Raw genomic sequence first — 14,631 nt, forward strand, 5'->3', positions numbered from 1 at the left:
CATGACGAACCAGATGATCACTGCACAGGGCCTCACGAAGACGTTCCGCTCGAAGGGGCAGAACGTCGAGGCCGTCCGCTCACTCGACCTCGCCGTCGGCGAGGGCGAACTCGTCGCGTTCCTCGGGCCGAACGGCGCGGGCAAGTCGACGACCCTCCGCATGCTCACGACCCTGCTGCCCGCGACGAGCGGCGAGGCGGTCGTCGCGGGATCCGACATCCGCCGCGACCCCGCGGGCGTGCGCCGCCGCATCGGCTACGTCGGCCAGGGAAATTCGGGCGGGCACACCCAGCGCGTGCGCGACGAGCTGCACGCCCAGGGCGCGTTCTACGGGCTCGGCCGTCGCGAGACGCGCGCCCGGGCGGCCGAGCTCATCGAGTCGCTCGAGCTCGACCAGGTCGCGAACCGCACGGTGCAGTCGCTCTCGGGCGGGCAGAAGCGCCGGCTCGACATCGCCCTCGGGCTGATCCACCGGCCCGAGCTGCTCTTCCTCGACGAGCCGTCGACCGGGCTCGACCCGCACAGCCGGGCGAACCTCTGGCAGCACATCGTCGAGCTGCGCCGCGCGACGGGCACGACCATCTTCCTCACGACCCACTACCTCGACGAGGCCGACCAGCTCGCCGAACGAGTGATGGTGATGGATCACGGCCGGGTCATCGCCGACGACACGGCATGGGCGCTCAAGTCGTCGCTCGCGGGCGACCGGGTCGCGCTGACCTTCGAGAGCGCATCGGATGCCACGACCGCCGCCGCACGCATCGGCGGCGAGACGGGCGGGGCCGACGGCGACGCCGCCCGGGTCGTGACCGTCACGGCCCCCGGCGGCGACCGGGCGCTGCCCCGGTACATCCGCGAGCTCGGGGAGGCGGGGCTCGAGGTGGTCGCCGCGACGCACCGCCAGCCGACCCTCGACGACGTGTTCCTCGCGCTCACCGGCCGCAGCCTCCGCGACGAGGCCGCGCACGCCGAGGCACCCGAGCCCGCCCTCGCCTGATCTCCCCGACCGACCGACGAAACGAAGGAGCAACTCATGACCACCATCGATTCCCCCGCCCGCCCGACGGGCTTCGTCCGCGACACCGCCACCGTGTTCGTCCGCGAGTCGAAGCCGCTCGTGCGCGACCCGTTCAGCGTGATGTTCTCGCTCGTGCAGCCGCTCGTGTTCCTCGGCCTGTTCGGCCCGCTCCTCATCGGCGCGGCCGGCGGCGACGTCGCCGGCACGCTGCAGTGGTTCGTCCCGGGCATCCTCGTGATGGTCGCGCTCTTCGGCACCGCGTCGACCGGCGCCAACCTGCTCTTCGAGATGCAGACCGGATCGCACGAACGCACCCTCGTGGCCCCGCTCTCGCGAAGCGCGCTGCTCGTCGGTCGCGCACTGAAGGAGGTCGTGCCGCTCGTCATCCAAGGCACGATCGTCGTGCTCGTCGCCGTGCCGTTCGGCTTCTCGATGGATGTCGCGGGGCTCGCCGCCGGGCTCGCGATCCTGGCCGTCTTCGGCATCGGCTTCGGCGCACTGAGCTACACGCTCGCGCTCTCGTGCCGCAACCGCGACTGGATGTTCTGGATGGTGCACCAGACGCTGCTGTTCCCGCTCATGATCCTCTCGGGCATGCTGCTGCCGCTCGACGACGGCCCCGGCTGGATGAAGGTCGCCGCCGCGGTGAACCCGCTGAGCTACCTCGTCGGCGCCGAGCGGGCACTCCTCGCGGGCGACTTCGGCGACCCGGCCGTGATCGGCGGCGCGATCGCCGCGGTCGTGACCTGCGCGATCGGCGTGTTCGTGGGGGTGCGGGCGATGCGCCGAGCGAGCTGAGCGCGCCCGGGGCACCTCCCCTCACGCGTTACGTCACTGATACCGCTCACGTATCAGTGACGTAACGCTGCGCGGGCACCACCCGCCCGGGCGACCGCCTACGCTCGATGCATGTCACTCGCCCAGCCCGAGCCGCCAGCGAACTCCGCCCACGACGTCGTGATCGTCGGCGGCGGCCACAACGGCCTCACCGCCGCCGCGTACCTCGCCCGGGCCGGGCTCGACGTGCTCCTCCTCGAGCGCGACGACCACCTCGGCGGCGCCGCCGTGTCGGCGCAGGCCTTCGAGGGCGTCGACGCCCGCCTCAGCCGCTACTCGTACCTCGTGAGCCTGCTGCCGCAGCGCATCATCGACGACCTCGGACTCGACCTCTCCCTCGTGCGGCGGCGCTTCTCCTCGTACACGCCCGACCCGGCGAACCCCGAGCGGGGGCTGCTCGTCGACAATGAGGCCGACGCCGTGGCATCCCGCGCCGCTTTCGACCGCGTGGGCGCGGCCGGCGACGCCGACGCCTGGGAGGCGTTCTATGCCGAGACCGCCCGGCTCGCCGCGCGGGTCTTCCCGACCCTCACCGAGCCGCTGCCGACCCGCGACGAGATGCGCGCCCTCATCGGCGACCAGGCCTGGACCGCGTTCGTCGAGCGCCCCCTCGGCGAGACCGTCGACACCCGCTTCGCGAACGATCTCGTCCGCGGCGTCGTCGCGACCGACGGGCTCATCGGCACGTTCACCGCCCTCGACGACCCGTCGCTCGACGCGAACCGCTGCTTCCTGTACCACGTGATCGGCGGCGGCACCGGCGACTGGGACGTGCCCGTCGGCGGCATGGGCGCGGTCAGCGGCGAGCTCGCGCGCGCGGCGCGCGAGGCGGGCGCCCGACTCGTGACGGGCGCCGAGGTCACCGCCGTCGACCCATCGGGCCGGGTGAGCTATCAGCTCGCAGGCGAGACGCTCACCGCCACCGCCGGCACGGTCCTCGCGAACGTCGCCCCCGCGGTGCTCGATCGGCTCGTCGAATCAGGCGAACCGGATGCCACGGCGGTGCCGCCGACCGTCCGCGAACGCCTGCGCGCGCTGCACGCTCCAGAGGGCGCGCAGGTCAAGGTGAACCTGCTGCTCACGCGGCTCCCCCGCCTCCGCGACGCCGAGGTCGCCCCCGAGCAGGCGTTCGCCGGCACCTTCCACATCAACGAGCTCGCCACGCAGCTCGACGCGGCGTTCGCGACGGCGGCGCGCGGCGGCATCCCCTCGCCGCTGCCGTGCGAGATCTACTGCCACACCCTCAGCGACCCGTCGATCCTCTCGCCCGAGCTCGCCGCCAACGGAGCGCACACGCTCACCGTCTTCGGGCTGCACGTGCCGCACCGCCTGCTCGAGCGCCACCCCAACGACGAACTGCGCGAGCTGCTGCAGCAGGCCGTACTCGACTCCCTCGACTCGGTGCTCGCCGAACCGATCGAGCACGTCATCATGCGGGATGCCACGGGCCGCCCCTGCATCGAGACGAAGACGACGCTCGACCTCGAGGCGGCGCTGCGAATGCCGGGGGGCAACATCTTCCACGGGCCGTTGTCGTGGCCGTGGGCGGAGCCGGGCGCACCGCGCACGACGCCCGCCGAACGGTGGGGCGTCGCCACGCGGCATCCGGCGGTGCTCATCTGCGGATCGGGCGCGGTGCGCGGCGGCGCCGTCAGCGGACTCGGCGGGCACAACGCCGCGATGGCCGTGCTCGAGGCGCGCTCAGCGGGCTAGCCGCCTCGCGCCCGATCGATGACGGGTCAGAAGACGAACATCTGGCCGAGGATCATGATCGCGATGACGAACAGCGCGAAGATGGCGCCAACGACCACCAGCGACTTCACCGAGAGCTTCGCGACGAGGTAGCCGACGAGGAACGGCAGCGCGAAGAGGAAGATCGTCACGACCCACCAGAAGGCCTGGTACCCGCCTGCCGTGGCGTCGGAGAGCCGATTCGCGAAGAGCTGCTGCGAGTGGGGGTGCGTCGCGAACGCGAACGATGCCGAGAGCGGCACCGCGATGAGCGCGAACACGACCAGCCCGGCGAGCGCGCCCCATAGCCCCGACTTGCCCTCGGTGATGTCCATTGCTTCTTCGTGCGCGACGCGCTGCGACCCCTTGGAGCTCATGGCTCCGACTCTAGTGGTTCGAGAGCGCGGCTCTAGTGATTCGCACCCGCCCGGATTAGCCTGAAAGTCACGAGCGAGTGGGGGCGATGATGACCGCGAAACCGACCGGACACTACGTGCTGAAGGCCGACGGCCTGTACCTGCAGTTCGACCGCCTGTACCACGCCCCCATCGAGGACGTCTGGTACAGCCTGACGAACCCCAACGCGATGAAGGGGTGGATCGGCACCTACACGGGCAGTCCGTCGACGGGCGGCGTGCGCTTCCAGATGACCGAAGAGGGCGCCGACTGGATGAACGTGTCCATCCTCGAGTGCCGCGCGCCGCACAGCTTCACCGCCGACTCGGGTTCGGGCCCGACCGGGGTGCGGGTGTTCTGCCACCTCGTCGAGGGCGGCGGCATGACGACCCTCACGCTCGGCCAGCGGGTGAAGGACGCGGCCGACGCCGCGAGCATCGGGCCCGGCTGGGACTTCTACCTCGACCGGCTCACCGCCTCGCGTTCGGGCGCCGAGCTGCCCGTCTGGGAGACCTACTACCCCGAGTTCGCGCCCCACTACCGTGGGCTCACCGTGCCGAGTGCCGCCCGCCCCTAAACTGACGCCGTGAACACGGCAGACCGACTCCGGCAACGCAACTCCACGCGAGCCTCCGAAGCCGAGGAGCGCGGCAGCCTCTTCGCGAACCACCCGCTGCGCTGGGGCTTCATCGTCACGCTCGGCGTCCTGCTCGCGCTGGGGCTCGCGATGGCGGTCGTCAACCTCTCGAGCGTCGTGCTGTCGGTGTTCATCGCGGCGTTCGTCGCCCTCGGCCTCGACCCGCTCATCCGCTGGTTCCAGCGTCGCGGCATGCGCCGGGGCGTCGCGATCGTCACCGTGATCCTGCTCTTCGTCGGCGTCATCGTCGGCATCATCTGGCTCGTCGTGCCGCCCGTCATCGGGCAGGCCGTCTCGTTCGCGAAGGCGCTTCCCGCCGAACTCAAGGACCTCTACTCCTCGGGCTGGTTCGACCGCGTCAACGAGGCGACGAACGGCATGCTCGAGTCCGTGGTCGCGTGGGTCAGCGGCATCATCGCCGATCCCGACTTCTGGGCGGCGGTCGGCGGCGGCGCGCTGCAGTTCAGCGCCGCCGTGCTCGACGGCATCTCGACGGGCGTGTTCGTCGTGGTGCTCTCGATCTACTTCATCGCGACCCTCGACACCACCAAGCGCGCCTGCTACACGCTCGTCTCGGCGAGCCACCGCCCCCAGGTCGAGAGCTACGCCGAGCGCATCATGCAGTCGATCGGCCGTTACCTCAGCGGCATGGTCGTGCTGGCCTTCATGAACGCGGTGTTCTCGACGCTGCTGCTCATCGCGGTCGGCGTGCCGTACGCCCTGTTCATCGGTGCGATGGCGTTCTTCATCACCCTGATCCCCCTCATCGGTACGGTCATCACGACCGTGATCATGACCGTGATCGCCCTGCTCGTCTCCCCGGTCGCCGGCATCGTGGTGCTCATCGCGATGCTCGTCTACATGCAGGTCGAGGCGTACATCTTCACCCCGAAGGTCATGGGCAAGGCGGTGCAGGTGCCCGGCACCATCGTGCTCATCTCGGCCCTCGCCGGCGGCACCCTGCTCGGCCTCCTCGGCGCGCTCGTCGCGATCCCGATCTCGGCGGGCATCCTGCTCATCATCCGCGAGGTCGTCGTCCCGAAGCAGGCGCGCAGCTAGCTCGCGGCCGGCCTCCCGCTACTCCCAGATCGACGGCGCAGCTGCGCGCATCGGCGGCAGCGCGACGTCGGCGCCCCACCGCTCCATCCACTCGGGGATCCCGTCGAAGCCCTCGACGCCGAACGCCTCGACGAGTTCGGGCATGGGCACGACCCCGCCCGCCTTGCGCAGGAACCGCGCCCGGATGTACCCGGTCGCGTAGATCTCGGGCGTGCCCGTGGCATCCGGCCGCACGAAGCGCTGCTCCATGTAGACCGCCTTGTCGTCGTGGCCGACGATGCGCGACTCGATCGTGAAGCGCATCCAGGGGTTCAGCGACTTGCGGAAGGTGATGGTCTCGCTCGCGACGACCGGGTACCAGCCGCGGTCCCGCATGAGCTGCCACACGCCGTTGCGCACGAGCATCTCGAACCGCGCGACATCCATGATCGAGAAGTAGACCCCGTTGTTCATGTGGTTGATGATGTCGAGGTCGGTCGGCAGGGTGATGAAGTTCGTGCGGGCGACGTCGCCGTGGCCGAGCTTCGACCGGAAGCGGGCGAGCACGAAATGCAGCATCGTGCGGAAGAACATGTGCATGATCAACGACTGTATGACGAGATCGCGGTGGGTTTCGATAATCCGTCATTCCCGACAACGAGCGGGCGGATGCCTCGCGCTGAAGTTGTGCCGAACGGGCAGCGAGTCGCCGCCGTAGACTCCCAGCCATGCCGACCGCCGTCATCGCCGACCGCCTCCGCCGCCTCGCCGACACAGCCCGCGAGGCCGGCATCGACGTGGTGCTGATCGCCCCCGGGCCCGACCTCGCCTATCTGCTCGGTCACTCGGTGCCGTCGCACGAGCGGCTCACGCTGCTGGCGGTGCCCGCAGCCGCGCCCGACGATGCGGTGATGGTGCTGCCTGCCCTCGAGCGCGGCGGTTGGGAGGGCAGCACGGCGGAGGCGGCCGGCATCCGCTTCGTCACCTGGCTCGACGGCGATGACCCGTACGCGACCATCCTCGGCGAGCTCGGCGGCGGCACCGAGCTCGGCGCCGCGGCGGTCGACGACCACCTGCCGTACCTTCATGCGTTCCGGCTGCAGCAGGCGCGACCCGAGCTGCGGATGCGGCCCGCCGGCGAGCTCATCGCCGAGCTGCGCATGCGCAAGGAGCCGTTCGAGGTCGACGAGCTCGCCTCGGTCGGTGCGGCGATCGATCGCGTGCACCGCCGAATCGGCGAGTGGCTGCGAGCCGGTCGCACCGAGAACGAGGTCGCCGCCGACATCGCCGGCGCCCTCGTCGAAGAGGGCCATCGCACGGCCGACTTCGTCATCGTCGCCTCCGGGCCGAACGGCGCCTCACCGCACCACGAGGCATCCGACCGGGTCATCGAGGCGGGCGACCCGGTCGTCGTCGACATCGGCGGACCGAACCCGGCCGGCTACAACTCCGACAGCACCCGCACCTATCTCGTCGCGGGCGGCGAACCCGACCCCGAGTTCGCGCGCGTGCACGAGCTCGTGCGCACGGCGCAGCGCGCGGCCGTCGACGCCGTGCGGCCCGGGGCGACGGCCGAGTCGATCGACCGGGCCGCCCGCGACGTGATCGAGCGGGCCGGCTACGGCGAGTACTTCATCACCCGCACCGGCCACGGCATCGGGCTCGAGGTGCACGAGCACCCCTACATCGTCGCCGGCAACACCCGCCCGCTCGAACCCAGCATGGCGTTCTCGATCGAGCCCGGGGTCTACCTGCCGGGGCGGTTCGGCGTGCGCATCGAGGACATCGTCGTGGTCGGCGACGACGGCGCGGTGCTCATGAACACCTCGCCGACCGAGCTGGTCGTCGTCTAGCCGAGAAGGCGGTCGAATCGGCTCGCGGTGGATGCACCGAGACCGACGGACACGATCTCGATCCACTCGTTCGTCGTCACTCCAACGGAGTGCCGCGCAGCACCCGATACTGCAGGTGCGTCGCACGCGCGCCCTGCGCGACGCTGAGCACCTCGAGTTCGACCCGGCGCTCCGCCGTGTCGGGGAAGAGCCTCGACCCGCCGCCGAGCAGCACCGGTACGAGGTGCAGCCGTGCCTCGTCGACGAGGCCTTCGGCGAGCGCCTGACGTGCGACCTCTGCGCCGCCCAGGATGCAGACCGCGGCCGCGCTCGCGGTCTTGCTCGCGAGCGCCACCGCCTCGGCCACCCCGCCGGTGACGAACTCGAACCGCGAGCCGCCCCGTACGACGGGCTCGCGCTCACGGCTGGTCACGACGAAGCACGGCCGGCCCTGCAGGATCGGATCGTCGCCCCAGCGCGCCTCGCCGAGGTCGAACGTTCGGCGGCCGACCACGAACGCCCCGGTCGCCTCGAACATGCGCTCCGCAGCCTCGCGATCGATGCGCGCGGGCTCGGTGTCGACGATGCCGTCGCGGTCGTCGCGCGGCACTGCGCCGTCGAAGAGCTGCGGGCGGGTCCACTCGTGCACGACGTGGTCGTCGACGCCGAGCGGATACCCGACGCTGACGCCCGGAGTGGCGATGACGCCGTCGAGCGTCATCGACATCTCGAGGACGACGTGCGCCATGGTTCAGCCCTTCACGGGCACGTGCCGCTCGTCGACGCCGTTGTACACCGACAGCGGGCGGATCAGGGCGTTCGATGCAGCCTGCTCCATGATGTGCGCCGTCCACCCGGTGACGCGCGACGCCACGAACAGCGGCGTGAACGTCAGGGTGTCGAAGCCCATCAGGTGGTAGGCGGGGCCGGCCGGGTAGTCGAGGTTCGGCTTGATGCCCTTGCGCTCCCCCATGGCCTGCTCGAGGGCGAGGTACAGTTCGAGCAGGTCGGGGCGGTCGTAGTGCTCGACCATGCGCTCCATCGAGTCGCGCATGGTGGGCACGCGCGAGTCGCCGTTCTTGTAGACGCGGTGCCCGAAGCCCATGATCTTGCGCTTCGACGCGAGGGCCTCGTCGAGCCAGGCGACCGCGCGATCCGCTCCGCCGGGGCCCGCGCCGATCTCGTCGAAGGCGTGCATGACGGCCTCGTTGGCGCCGCCGTGCAGCGCGCCCTTGAGCGCGCCGATCGCCCCGGTGACGGCCGAGTACAGGTCGGAGAGGGTCGAGGTGATGACCCGCGCCGTGAACGTCGACGCGTTGAACGAATGCTCGGCGTAGAGGATCATCGACACGTCGAAGGCCGTGGCGACCTCGAGCTCGGGCGCCTCGCCGAACGCCTGCCAGAGGAAGTTCGCCGAGTAGCCGAGGTCGTCGCGGGGCTCGACGAACTCGAGCTCGTGGCGGCGACGCTGGTCGTACGCGACGATCGAGGGCAGCTTCGCGAAGAGGCGGATCGCCTTGTCGAGGTTCGCCTCGGGCGAGTCGTCGGGCGTCGCCGGGTCGCTCGCGCCGATGACGCTCACGGCGGTGCGCACGACGTCCATCGGGTGGGCGGTGAGCGGCAGCTCGTCGATGATGCGCTTCACCTCGTGGTCGAGCCCGCGGAGCGAACGCTCGCGGTCCTCGAATGCGGCGAGCTGCGCGTCGTCGGGGAGTTCGCCGTACCAGAGCAGGTACGCGACCTCTTCGAAGGTGCACGATGCCGCGAGCTCCTGCACGGGGTACCCGCGGTAGAGCAGCGAGTTCGACTCGGGGTTGACCTTCGAGATCGCCGTGTAATCGACCGGCACGCCGGCCAGGCCCTTGTAGATCTCCTGCTCAAGCATTCGTGCTCCTTTGCATCAGTCGTGCGGGTTCGGGGGTCTCGAGACGCTTCGCTACTCGACCGTCGGGGTGTCGCCCACGGTGAAGTTGAAGATCGAGGTGTCGAAGTGGTTGTAGCCCTCGTAGTCGATGAGTTCGTAGAGCTCCGAGCGGTGCTGCATCTCGTCGAGCTGCGCGGTGAGCGAACCGGATGCCTCGAGCTCGTCGAGCCCGCGCATCGCCGACCCCATGGCGAGCCGGAGCAGCGACACCGGCCAGATGACGATGTTCATGCCGACGTCGGCGAGCTGCTGCACGGTGAAGAGCTCGCTCTTGCCGAACTCGGTCATGTTCGCGAGGAGCGGCACGTCGACCGCCGCCCGGATCGCCGCGAACTCCTCGAGGGAGCGCATCGCCTCGGGGAAGATCGCGTCGGCGCCGGCGTCGACGAGGGCCTTCGCCCGGTCGACCGCGGCCTGCAGCCCGTCGACGGCGGCGATGTCGGTGCGCGCCATGATGAGGAAGTTCGGGTCGCGGCGCGCATCGACGGCAGCACGGATGCGGCGGAGCGCCGTCTCGTCGTCGACGACCTGCTTTCCGTCGAGGTGGCCGCAGCGCTTCGGGTTGATCTGGTCCTCGATGTGGAGGCCGGCGAGGCCGGCGTCCTCCATCTCCTGCACCGTGCGGGCGACGTTCATCGGCTCGCCGAAGCCGGTGTCGGCGTCGATGATCGCGGGCAGCTCGGTCATGCGGGCGATCTGCTTGCCGCGCCCGGCGACCTCGGTGAGCGTCGTGAGGCCGATGTCGGGCAGGCCGAGGTCGGCCGACAGCACCGCGCCCGAGATGTAGACGCCCTCGAAGCCGCGTTCGCCGATCAGCTTCGCCGAGAGCGGGTTGAACGCCCCCGGGAACCGCATGATCTCACCCGTCGCGAGCCGCTCGCGGAAGAGGCGGCGCTTCTCGGACGCGGGGGTGGACGAGTACAGCATCAGAACAGCCCCTCGGGGATCTCCACGCCCGTCAGCGCACCCGGCGCGACGGTGAAGGTGAGCCCGCCGAGCTCGTCGGGCGAGAGCTCGGGCAGACGCTGCGCGAGGTCGAGGAACCGCTCGATCTCGTCGGGGGCCACGGCCCACTCGGCGAGGGTGCGGAACTTGTTGACGTACTGCTCGCGGGCGAACGGCCGGGCGCCGAGCGGGTGCGCGTCGGCCACCGCGATCTCGTCGACGATCTCGCCGCCGTCGGCGAGCTTGATGACGACGCGGCCGCCGAAGGCCTTCTCGGCGATGTCGAGCGAGTGGTAGCGGCGCGTCCACTCGGCGTCCTCCACGGTGGAGACCTTGCGCCACAGCTCGACCGTGTCGGCGCGGTGGGCGCGCTCGGGCGAGTAGGAGGTCTCGTGGTCCCACGCGCCGTCCTGCAGCGCGACGGTGAAGATGTACGGGATCGAGTGGTCGAGCGTCTCGCGCGAGGCGTCGGGATCGTACTTCTGCGGATCGTTCGCGCCCGAGCCGATCACGTAGTGCGTGTGGTGCGAGGTGTGCAGCGTGATCGACTCGATGTGCTCGGCGTCGAGGATGAGCGGGTACTCGTCGTGCAGCTTGCGGGCGAGGTCGATCCACGCCTGCGCCTGGTACTCGGCCGAGTGCTCCTTCGTGTACGAGTCGAGGATGGCCCGCTTCGCCTCGCCCACGTCGGGCAGGGGCACGTCGTACGAGGCATCCGGCCCGTCGAGCAGCCACGCGATGACGCCGTCTTCGCCCTCGTAGATGGGCACCGGGCTCGTCTCGCCGCGCATCGCGCGGTCGACGGCCTCGATCGACATCTTGCCGGCGAAGGCGGGGGCGTGCGCCTTCCACGTCGAGATCTCGCCCTTGCGCGACTGGCGGGTCGCAGTGGTCGTGTGCAGCGCCTGGCCGATGGCCTGGAAGATCGTCTCCTGGTCGAGGCCGAGCAGGGTGCCGATGCCCGCGGCCGCCGAGGGGCCGAGGTGGGCGACGTGGTCGATCTTGTGCTTGTGCAGCGAGATCGCCTTCACGAGGTCGATCTGGATCTCGTAGCCCGTGGCGAGACCGCGCACCACGTCGCGCCCGGTGAGGCCGCGGCTCTGCGCGAGGTGCTGGGCGACCGCGACGATCGGGGGGATGTTGTCGCCGGGGTGCGAGTACTCGGCGGCGAGGAAGGTGTCGTGGTAGTCGAGCTCGCGCACGGCGACGCCGTTCGCCCATGCCGCCCACTCGGGGCTCGTGCGGCGGCCCGCGTCGGCGCCGAACACGGTGGCGCCGTCGCCGCCGATCGAGACGGGGTGCGAGAGGGCCTGGCTGCGCGCCGAGACGACGGGGCGGCGGGCGATCGCGGCCGCCGCGACCGAGGCGTTGTCGATGACGCGGTTCACCACCATGTCGACGACGTCGTCGTCGAGCTCGACCGGGTCGGTCGCGACGCCCGCGAGCTTCCAGGCGAGCTGGCCCTCGCGGGCGAGGTTCTCGTCGCTGCGGTGCGTGCGCACGTGGTGGAGATGCATGGAGTGGACCTTTCTGAAGTGTTCCAACGGTCAGGCTACGCGGTGGCCGTCGGGGTGACGAGCCTCGATCGAGGCGAGCGCGTGGCGGAGGCTCTGGTGCAGGTGGACGTGGGTGGCATGGGCGGCGAGGGCGGTGTCGCCGCCCATGATCGCCTCGACGATGAGCAGGTGCTCGGATGCCGCGGAGCGGAGCCGCTCGGGATGGTGGCGTGCGAGCCGCCGCACCCGGGCCGAGTGCAGGCGCACGCTGCGGAGCGCCGCCCCGAGCATGGGGTTCGCGGCCGCGGCCTCGATCTCGTCGTCGAGCGCGTCGACGGCGTCGTAGTAGGCGCGGAGGCCCTCGTCGCCGGTGTCGAGGAGCGCGGGGGCTGCGGCGATGCGATCGCGCAGGGCGGTGAACCGTGCGGGGTCGCGGCGCGCCGCGGCGAGCGCGGCGGCCTTGCCCTCGAGCGCCTCGCGCAGTTCGTAGAGCGCGACGATGCTCGCGGCGTCGAGCGCGGAGACCTGGAGCACCCGAGCCGAGGCGGCGGTGGCGAGGCCGTCGGCCTCGAGCCGGGCGAGCGCTTCGCGCACGGGGGTACGGGAGACGCCGAGCCTCGTGGCCTGCTCGACCTCGGCGAGCGCGGTGCCGGGTTCGAGGGCGCCGTCGAGGATCTCCTCGCGCAATGCGCGGTAGGCGCGTTCACTGGCTCGCACGGCGACCTCCTCGCATCCATGTATACACTCGGCATCGGTTGAGCCGCAATATCTGCCCTCGATTCACAGAACGTATACATAAAGGCGGATCGCGGTGCCCGGAGCGTGGCAGCTGAGCATCTCCCGATTCCGGGCGCTCCCCCGGTTCGACGTGGGACGATTGAAGGGATGAGCATCAGCGATCTCGACACCATCGGGCCGCGCACGGTCACCGACCTCCGCCGCGACTTCCCCGCCTTCGCCGACGGCGCCGCCTACGGCGCCCGGCCCGACGGCGGCGCGCCGGTCGCGTACCTCGACTCGGCCGCCACCGCGCAGCGCCCCGCCGCCGTGCTCGACGCCGAACGCGACTACCTCGTGCAGCACCTCGCGCCCGTGCACCGCGGCGCGAGCGCCGCCGTCGGCCGTTCGACGACCCTCTTCGAAGACGCGCGCGCCACGGTCGCGCGGTTCGTCGGCGCCGGCGAGCGAGAGATCGTCTGGGCCGAGAACGCCACCGATGCGCTCAACATCGTCGCGCTCGGCATGGCGGATGCCTCGGCCGGGCTCGGCGGCCCCGAGGCATCCCGATTCGTGCTCGGTGCCGACGACGAGATCGTCGTGACCGAGGCCGAGCACCATGCGAACCTCATCCCGTGGCAGCGGCTCGCAGCCCGCACGGGTGCGCGCCTGCGTGCCGTGCCCGTCGACGAGCACGGCCTGTGGTCGCTCGACGCCCTCGCCGCCGAGCTCTCCGCACGCACACGCGTCGTCGCGTTCGCCGAGGTCTCGAACGTCACCGGGTACCTCGCCCCCGTGGCCGAGGTCGTCGCCCTCGTGCGCGAGCACTCGCCGCAGGCGCTCGTCGTGCTCGACGCCTGCCAGTCGGTGCCGCACCGACCCACCGACTTCGCCGCGTCGGGCGTCGACTTCGCCGCGTTCTCGGGGCACAAGATGCTCGGGCCGAACGGCATCGGCGTGCTCTACGGCCGCGCCGAACTGCTCGACGCACTGCCGCCCGCGCGCACCGGCGGGTCGACGATCACGCGCGTCATGATCGACCGGGCCGAGTTCCTGCCGTCGCCGCACCGCTTCGAGGCGGGCACGCAGCCCGTGTCGCAGGTCGTCGCCCTGGCCGAGGCGGTGCGCTACCTCGAGTTCGTCGGCATGGGCGCCATCGCCGAGCACGAGCAGCGCCTCGCCGGCCGTGTCGCGGCGCAGCTCGCCGAGGTGCCGGGCGTGCGCCTCGTCGGGCCGCAGGTCGGGTCGCCTCGCGCCGGGCTCGTCTCGGTCGCCGTCGACGGGGTGCACGCGCACGACGTCGGCCAGTTCCTCGACGACGCGGGCGTCATCGTGCGCGTCGGCCACCACTGCGCGCAACCCCTGCATCGGGCGCTCGGCATCACCGCGACGACCAGGGCAAGCGCACACGTCTACACGAGCGCCGACGAGATGGACCGCTTCGTCGCGACCCTCGGCGAGGTGCGCAGCTTCTTCGGCGTCGCGAGCGCCGACACGACGGCGGCGGTGATCGCATGAGCGGGCTCGAAGGGCTCTACCAGCAGATCATCCTCGACCAGGCGAAGCGCCGGAACGGCGACGGACCGCTCGAAGGCGCCGACGCCGAGCACCACGAGTTCAACCCGACCTGCGGCGACGAGATCACGGTGCGGGTGAAGCTCGCGTCCGACGCCGAAGGCGGCGGCTCCCGCCTCGCCGAGCTCGCCTGGCAGGGCGACGGGTGCAGCATCTCGATGGCGTCGGCCTCGACGCTCGCCGAACTCGCGACGGGCCGGCCGGTCGACGAGGTGCACGAGCTCATCGAGGGCTTCCGGGCCATGCTGCGATCACAGGGGGCGGGCGAGCCCGACGAGGAGCTGCTCGGCGACGCGATCGCGTTCCACGGCGTCTCGAAGTACGTCATGCGCGTGAAGTGCGCGATGCTCTCATGGGTCGCGCTCGAAGCGGCCCTCGCGAAGGCTGCGCCGGCCGCGTAACACGCCCGGTGGTCGAGGAGCGCGCGACGAAGGAGCACGCGTCACCCACCGGTGGTCGAGGAGCGCGCGACGAAGGAGCACGCG

Annotated in this window: 15 protein-coding genes; 8 read left to right on the forward strand and 7 right to left on the reverse strand. The window is 71.1% G+C overall.

Going from position 1 to position 14,631, the window contains the following annotated elements; all coding sequences use genetic code 11:
- Position 1 precedes the first annotated feature (1 nt).
- The 3 genes from ACFVTX_RS15425 to ACFVTX_RS15435 all read left to right on the forward strand — a co-directional run bounded on the left by ACFVTX_RS15425 (position 2) and on the right by ACFVTX_RS15435 (position 3,568).
- Positions 2-997 carry an ATP-binding cassette domain-containing protein gene (locus ACFVTX_RS15425; RefSeq protein WP_386901601.1) on the forward strand — a complete coding sequence of 332 codons (996 nt, stop codon included), beginning with the start codon at positions 2-4 and terminating at the stop codon, positions 995-997.
- A gap of 36 nt (positions 998-1,033) precedes the next feature.
- Positions 1,034-1,816 (forward strand): ABC transporter permease, encoded by a 783-nt coding sequence (locus tag ACFVTX_RS15430; protein WP_386901603.1) that lies wholly within the window; start codon positions 1,034-1,036, stop codon positions 1,814-1,816.
- 111 nt (positions 1,817-1,927) lie between these two features.
- Positions 1,928-3,568, forward strand: coding sequence for a phytoene desaturase family protein (locus ACFVTX_RS15435; protein WP_386901605.1), 1,641 nt, complete (start codon positions 1,928-1,930; stop codon positions 3,566-3,568).
- 26 nt (positions 3,569-3,594) lie between these two features.
- Here the strand turns inward: ACFVTX_RS15435 and ACFVTX_RS15440 are convergent, their stop codons facing one another.
- Complete coding sequence (locus tag ACFVTX_RS15440; RefSeq protein ID WP_386901607.1) at positions 3,595-3,963, reverse strand: hypothetical protein; 369 nt, start codon at positions 3,961-3,963, stop codon at positions 3,595-3,597.
- A gap of 89 nt (positions 3,964-4,052) precedes the next feature.
- On the opposite strand from ACFVTX_RS15440, the gene ACFVTX_RS15445 reads away from it, so the two are divergent.
- Positions 4,053-4,559: an SRPBCC family protein gene (locus tag ACFVTX_RS15445; protein WP_386901609.1), complete on the forward strand. Its 507-nt coding sequence runs from the start codon at positions 4,053-4,055 to the stop codon at positions 4,557-4,559.
- Between the two features lie 9 nt (positions 4,560-4,568).
- Complete coding sequence (locus ACFVTX_RS15450) at positions 4,569-5,678, forward strand: AI-2E family transporter (RefSeq protein ID WP_386901611.1); 1,110 nt, start codon at positions 4,569-4,571, stop codon at positions 5,676-5,678.
- 18 nt (positions 5,679-5,696) lie between these two features.
- Here ACFVTX_RS15450 and ACFVTX_RS15455 read toward each other — a convergent pair whose 3' ends face one another.
- The gene (locus tag ACFVTX_RS15455; RefSeq protein WP_386901613.1) at positions 5,697-6,257 is read right to left on the reverse strand and encodes a thioesterase family protein; all 561 of its coding nucleotides are present in this window, start codon (positions 6,255-6,257) and stop codon (positions 5,697-5,699) included.
- Between the two features lie 128 nt (positions 6,258-6,385).
- Between ACFVTX_RS15455 and ACFVTX_RS15460 the strand changes: the two genes are divergently transcribed.
- Positions 6,386-7,510, forward strand: a complete 1,125-nt coding sequence (locus ACFVTX_RS15460) for a M24 family metallopeptidase (RefSeq protein WP_386901615.1) — start codon at positions 6,386-6,388, stop codon at positions 7,508-7,510.
- A 76-nt stretch (positions 7,511-7,586) separates the two neighbouring features.
- On the opposite strand, the gene ACFVTX_RS15465 is transcribed toward ACFVTX_RS15460, so the two are convergent.
- From ACFVTX_RS15465 to ACFVTX_RS15485, 5 genes are read right to left on the reverse strand one after another with little or no spacing between them, the layout of a single operon-like run.
- A complete protein-coding gene (locus tag ACFVTX_RS15465; protein WP_386901617.1) occupies positions 7,587-8,237 on the reverse strand; it encodes a dihydrofolate reductase family protein in 651 nt (216 codons plus the stop codon).
- 3 nt (positions 8,238-8,240) lie between these two features.
- Entirely contained in the window at positions 8,241-9,374 is a 1,134-nt protein-coding gene (locus ACFVTX_RS15470; RefSeq protein ID WP_386901619.1) for a bifunctional 2-methylcitrate synthase/citrate synthase, read from the reverse strand.
- A 51-nt stretch (positions 9,375-9,425) separates the two neighbouring features.
- Positions 9,426-10,340, reverse strand: a complete 915-nt coding sequence (gene prpB / locus ACFVTX_RS15475; protein WP_386901620.1) for a methylisocitrate lyase — start codon at positions 10,338-10,340, stop codon at positions 9,426-9,428.
- Entirely contained in the window at positions 10,340-11,875 is a 1,536-nt protein-coding gene (locus ACFVTX_RS15480) for an MmgE/PrpD family protein (RefSeq protein ID WP_386901622.1), read from the reverse strand. Before ACFVTX_RS15480 ends, prpB begins: the two co-directional genes overlap by 1 nt.
- A gap of 30 nt (positions 11,876-11,905) precedes the next feature.
- Complete coding sequence (locus tag ACFVTX_RS15485) at positions 11,906-12,571, reverse strand: GntR family transcriptional regulator (RefSeq protein ID WP_386901624.1); 666 nt, start codon at positions 12,569-12,571, stop codon at positions 11,906-11,908.
- A gap of 168 nt (positions 12,572-12,739) precedes the next feature.
- Here ACFVTX_RS15485 and ACFVTX_RS15490 point away from each other — a divergent pair, with 168 nt between their 5' ends.
- Together ACFVTX_RS15490 and sufU are read left to right on the forward strand one after the other, a co-directional pair.
- Positions 12,740-14,089 (forward strand): aminotransferase class V-fold PLP-dependent enzyme, encoded by a 1,350-nt coding sequence (locus ACFVTX_RS15490; protein ID WP_386901626.1) that lies wholly within the window; start codon positions 12,740-12,742, stop codon positions 14,087-14,089.
- Positions 14,086-14,547, forward strand: a complete 462-nt coding sequence (sufU, locus tag ACFVTX_RS15495; RefSeq protein ID WP_386901628.1) for a Fe-S cluster assembly sulfur transfer protein SufU — start codon at positions 14,086-14,088, stop codon at positions 14,545-14,547. The genes ACFVTX_RS15490 and sufU overlap by 4 nt, the downstream gene beginning before the upstream one ends.
- The last annotated feature ends 84 nt before the right edge of the window (positions 14,548-14,631 follow it).

Source organism: Agromyces sp. NPDC058136 (assembly GCF_042884375.1).
Taxonomy (GTDB): domain Bacteria; phylum Actinomycetota; class Actinomycetes; order Actinomycetales; family Microbacteriaceae; genus Agromyces.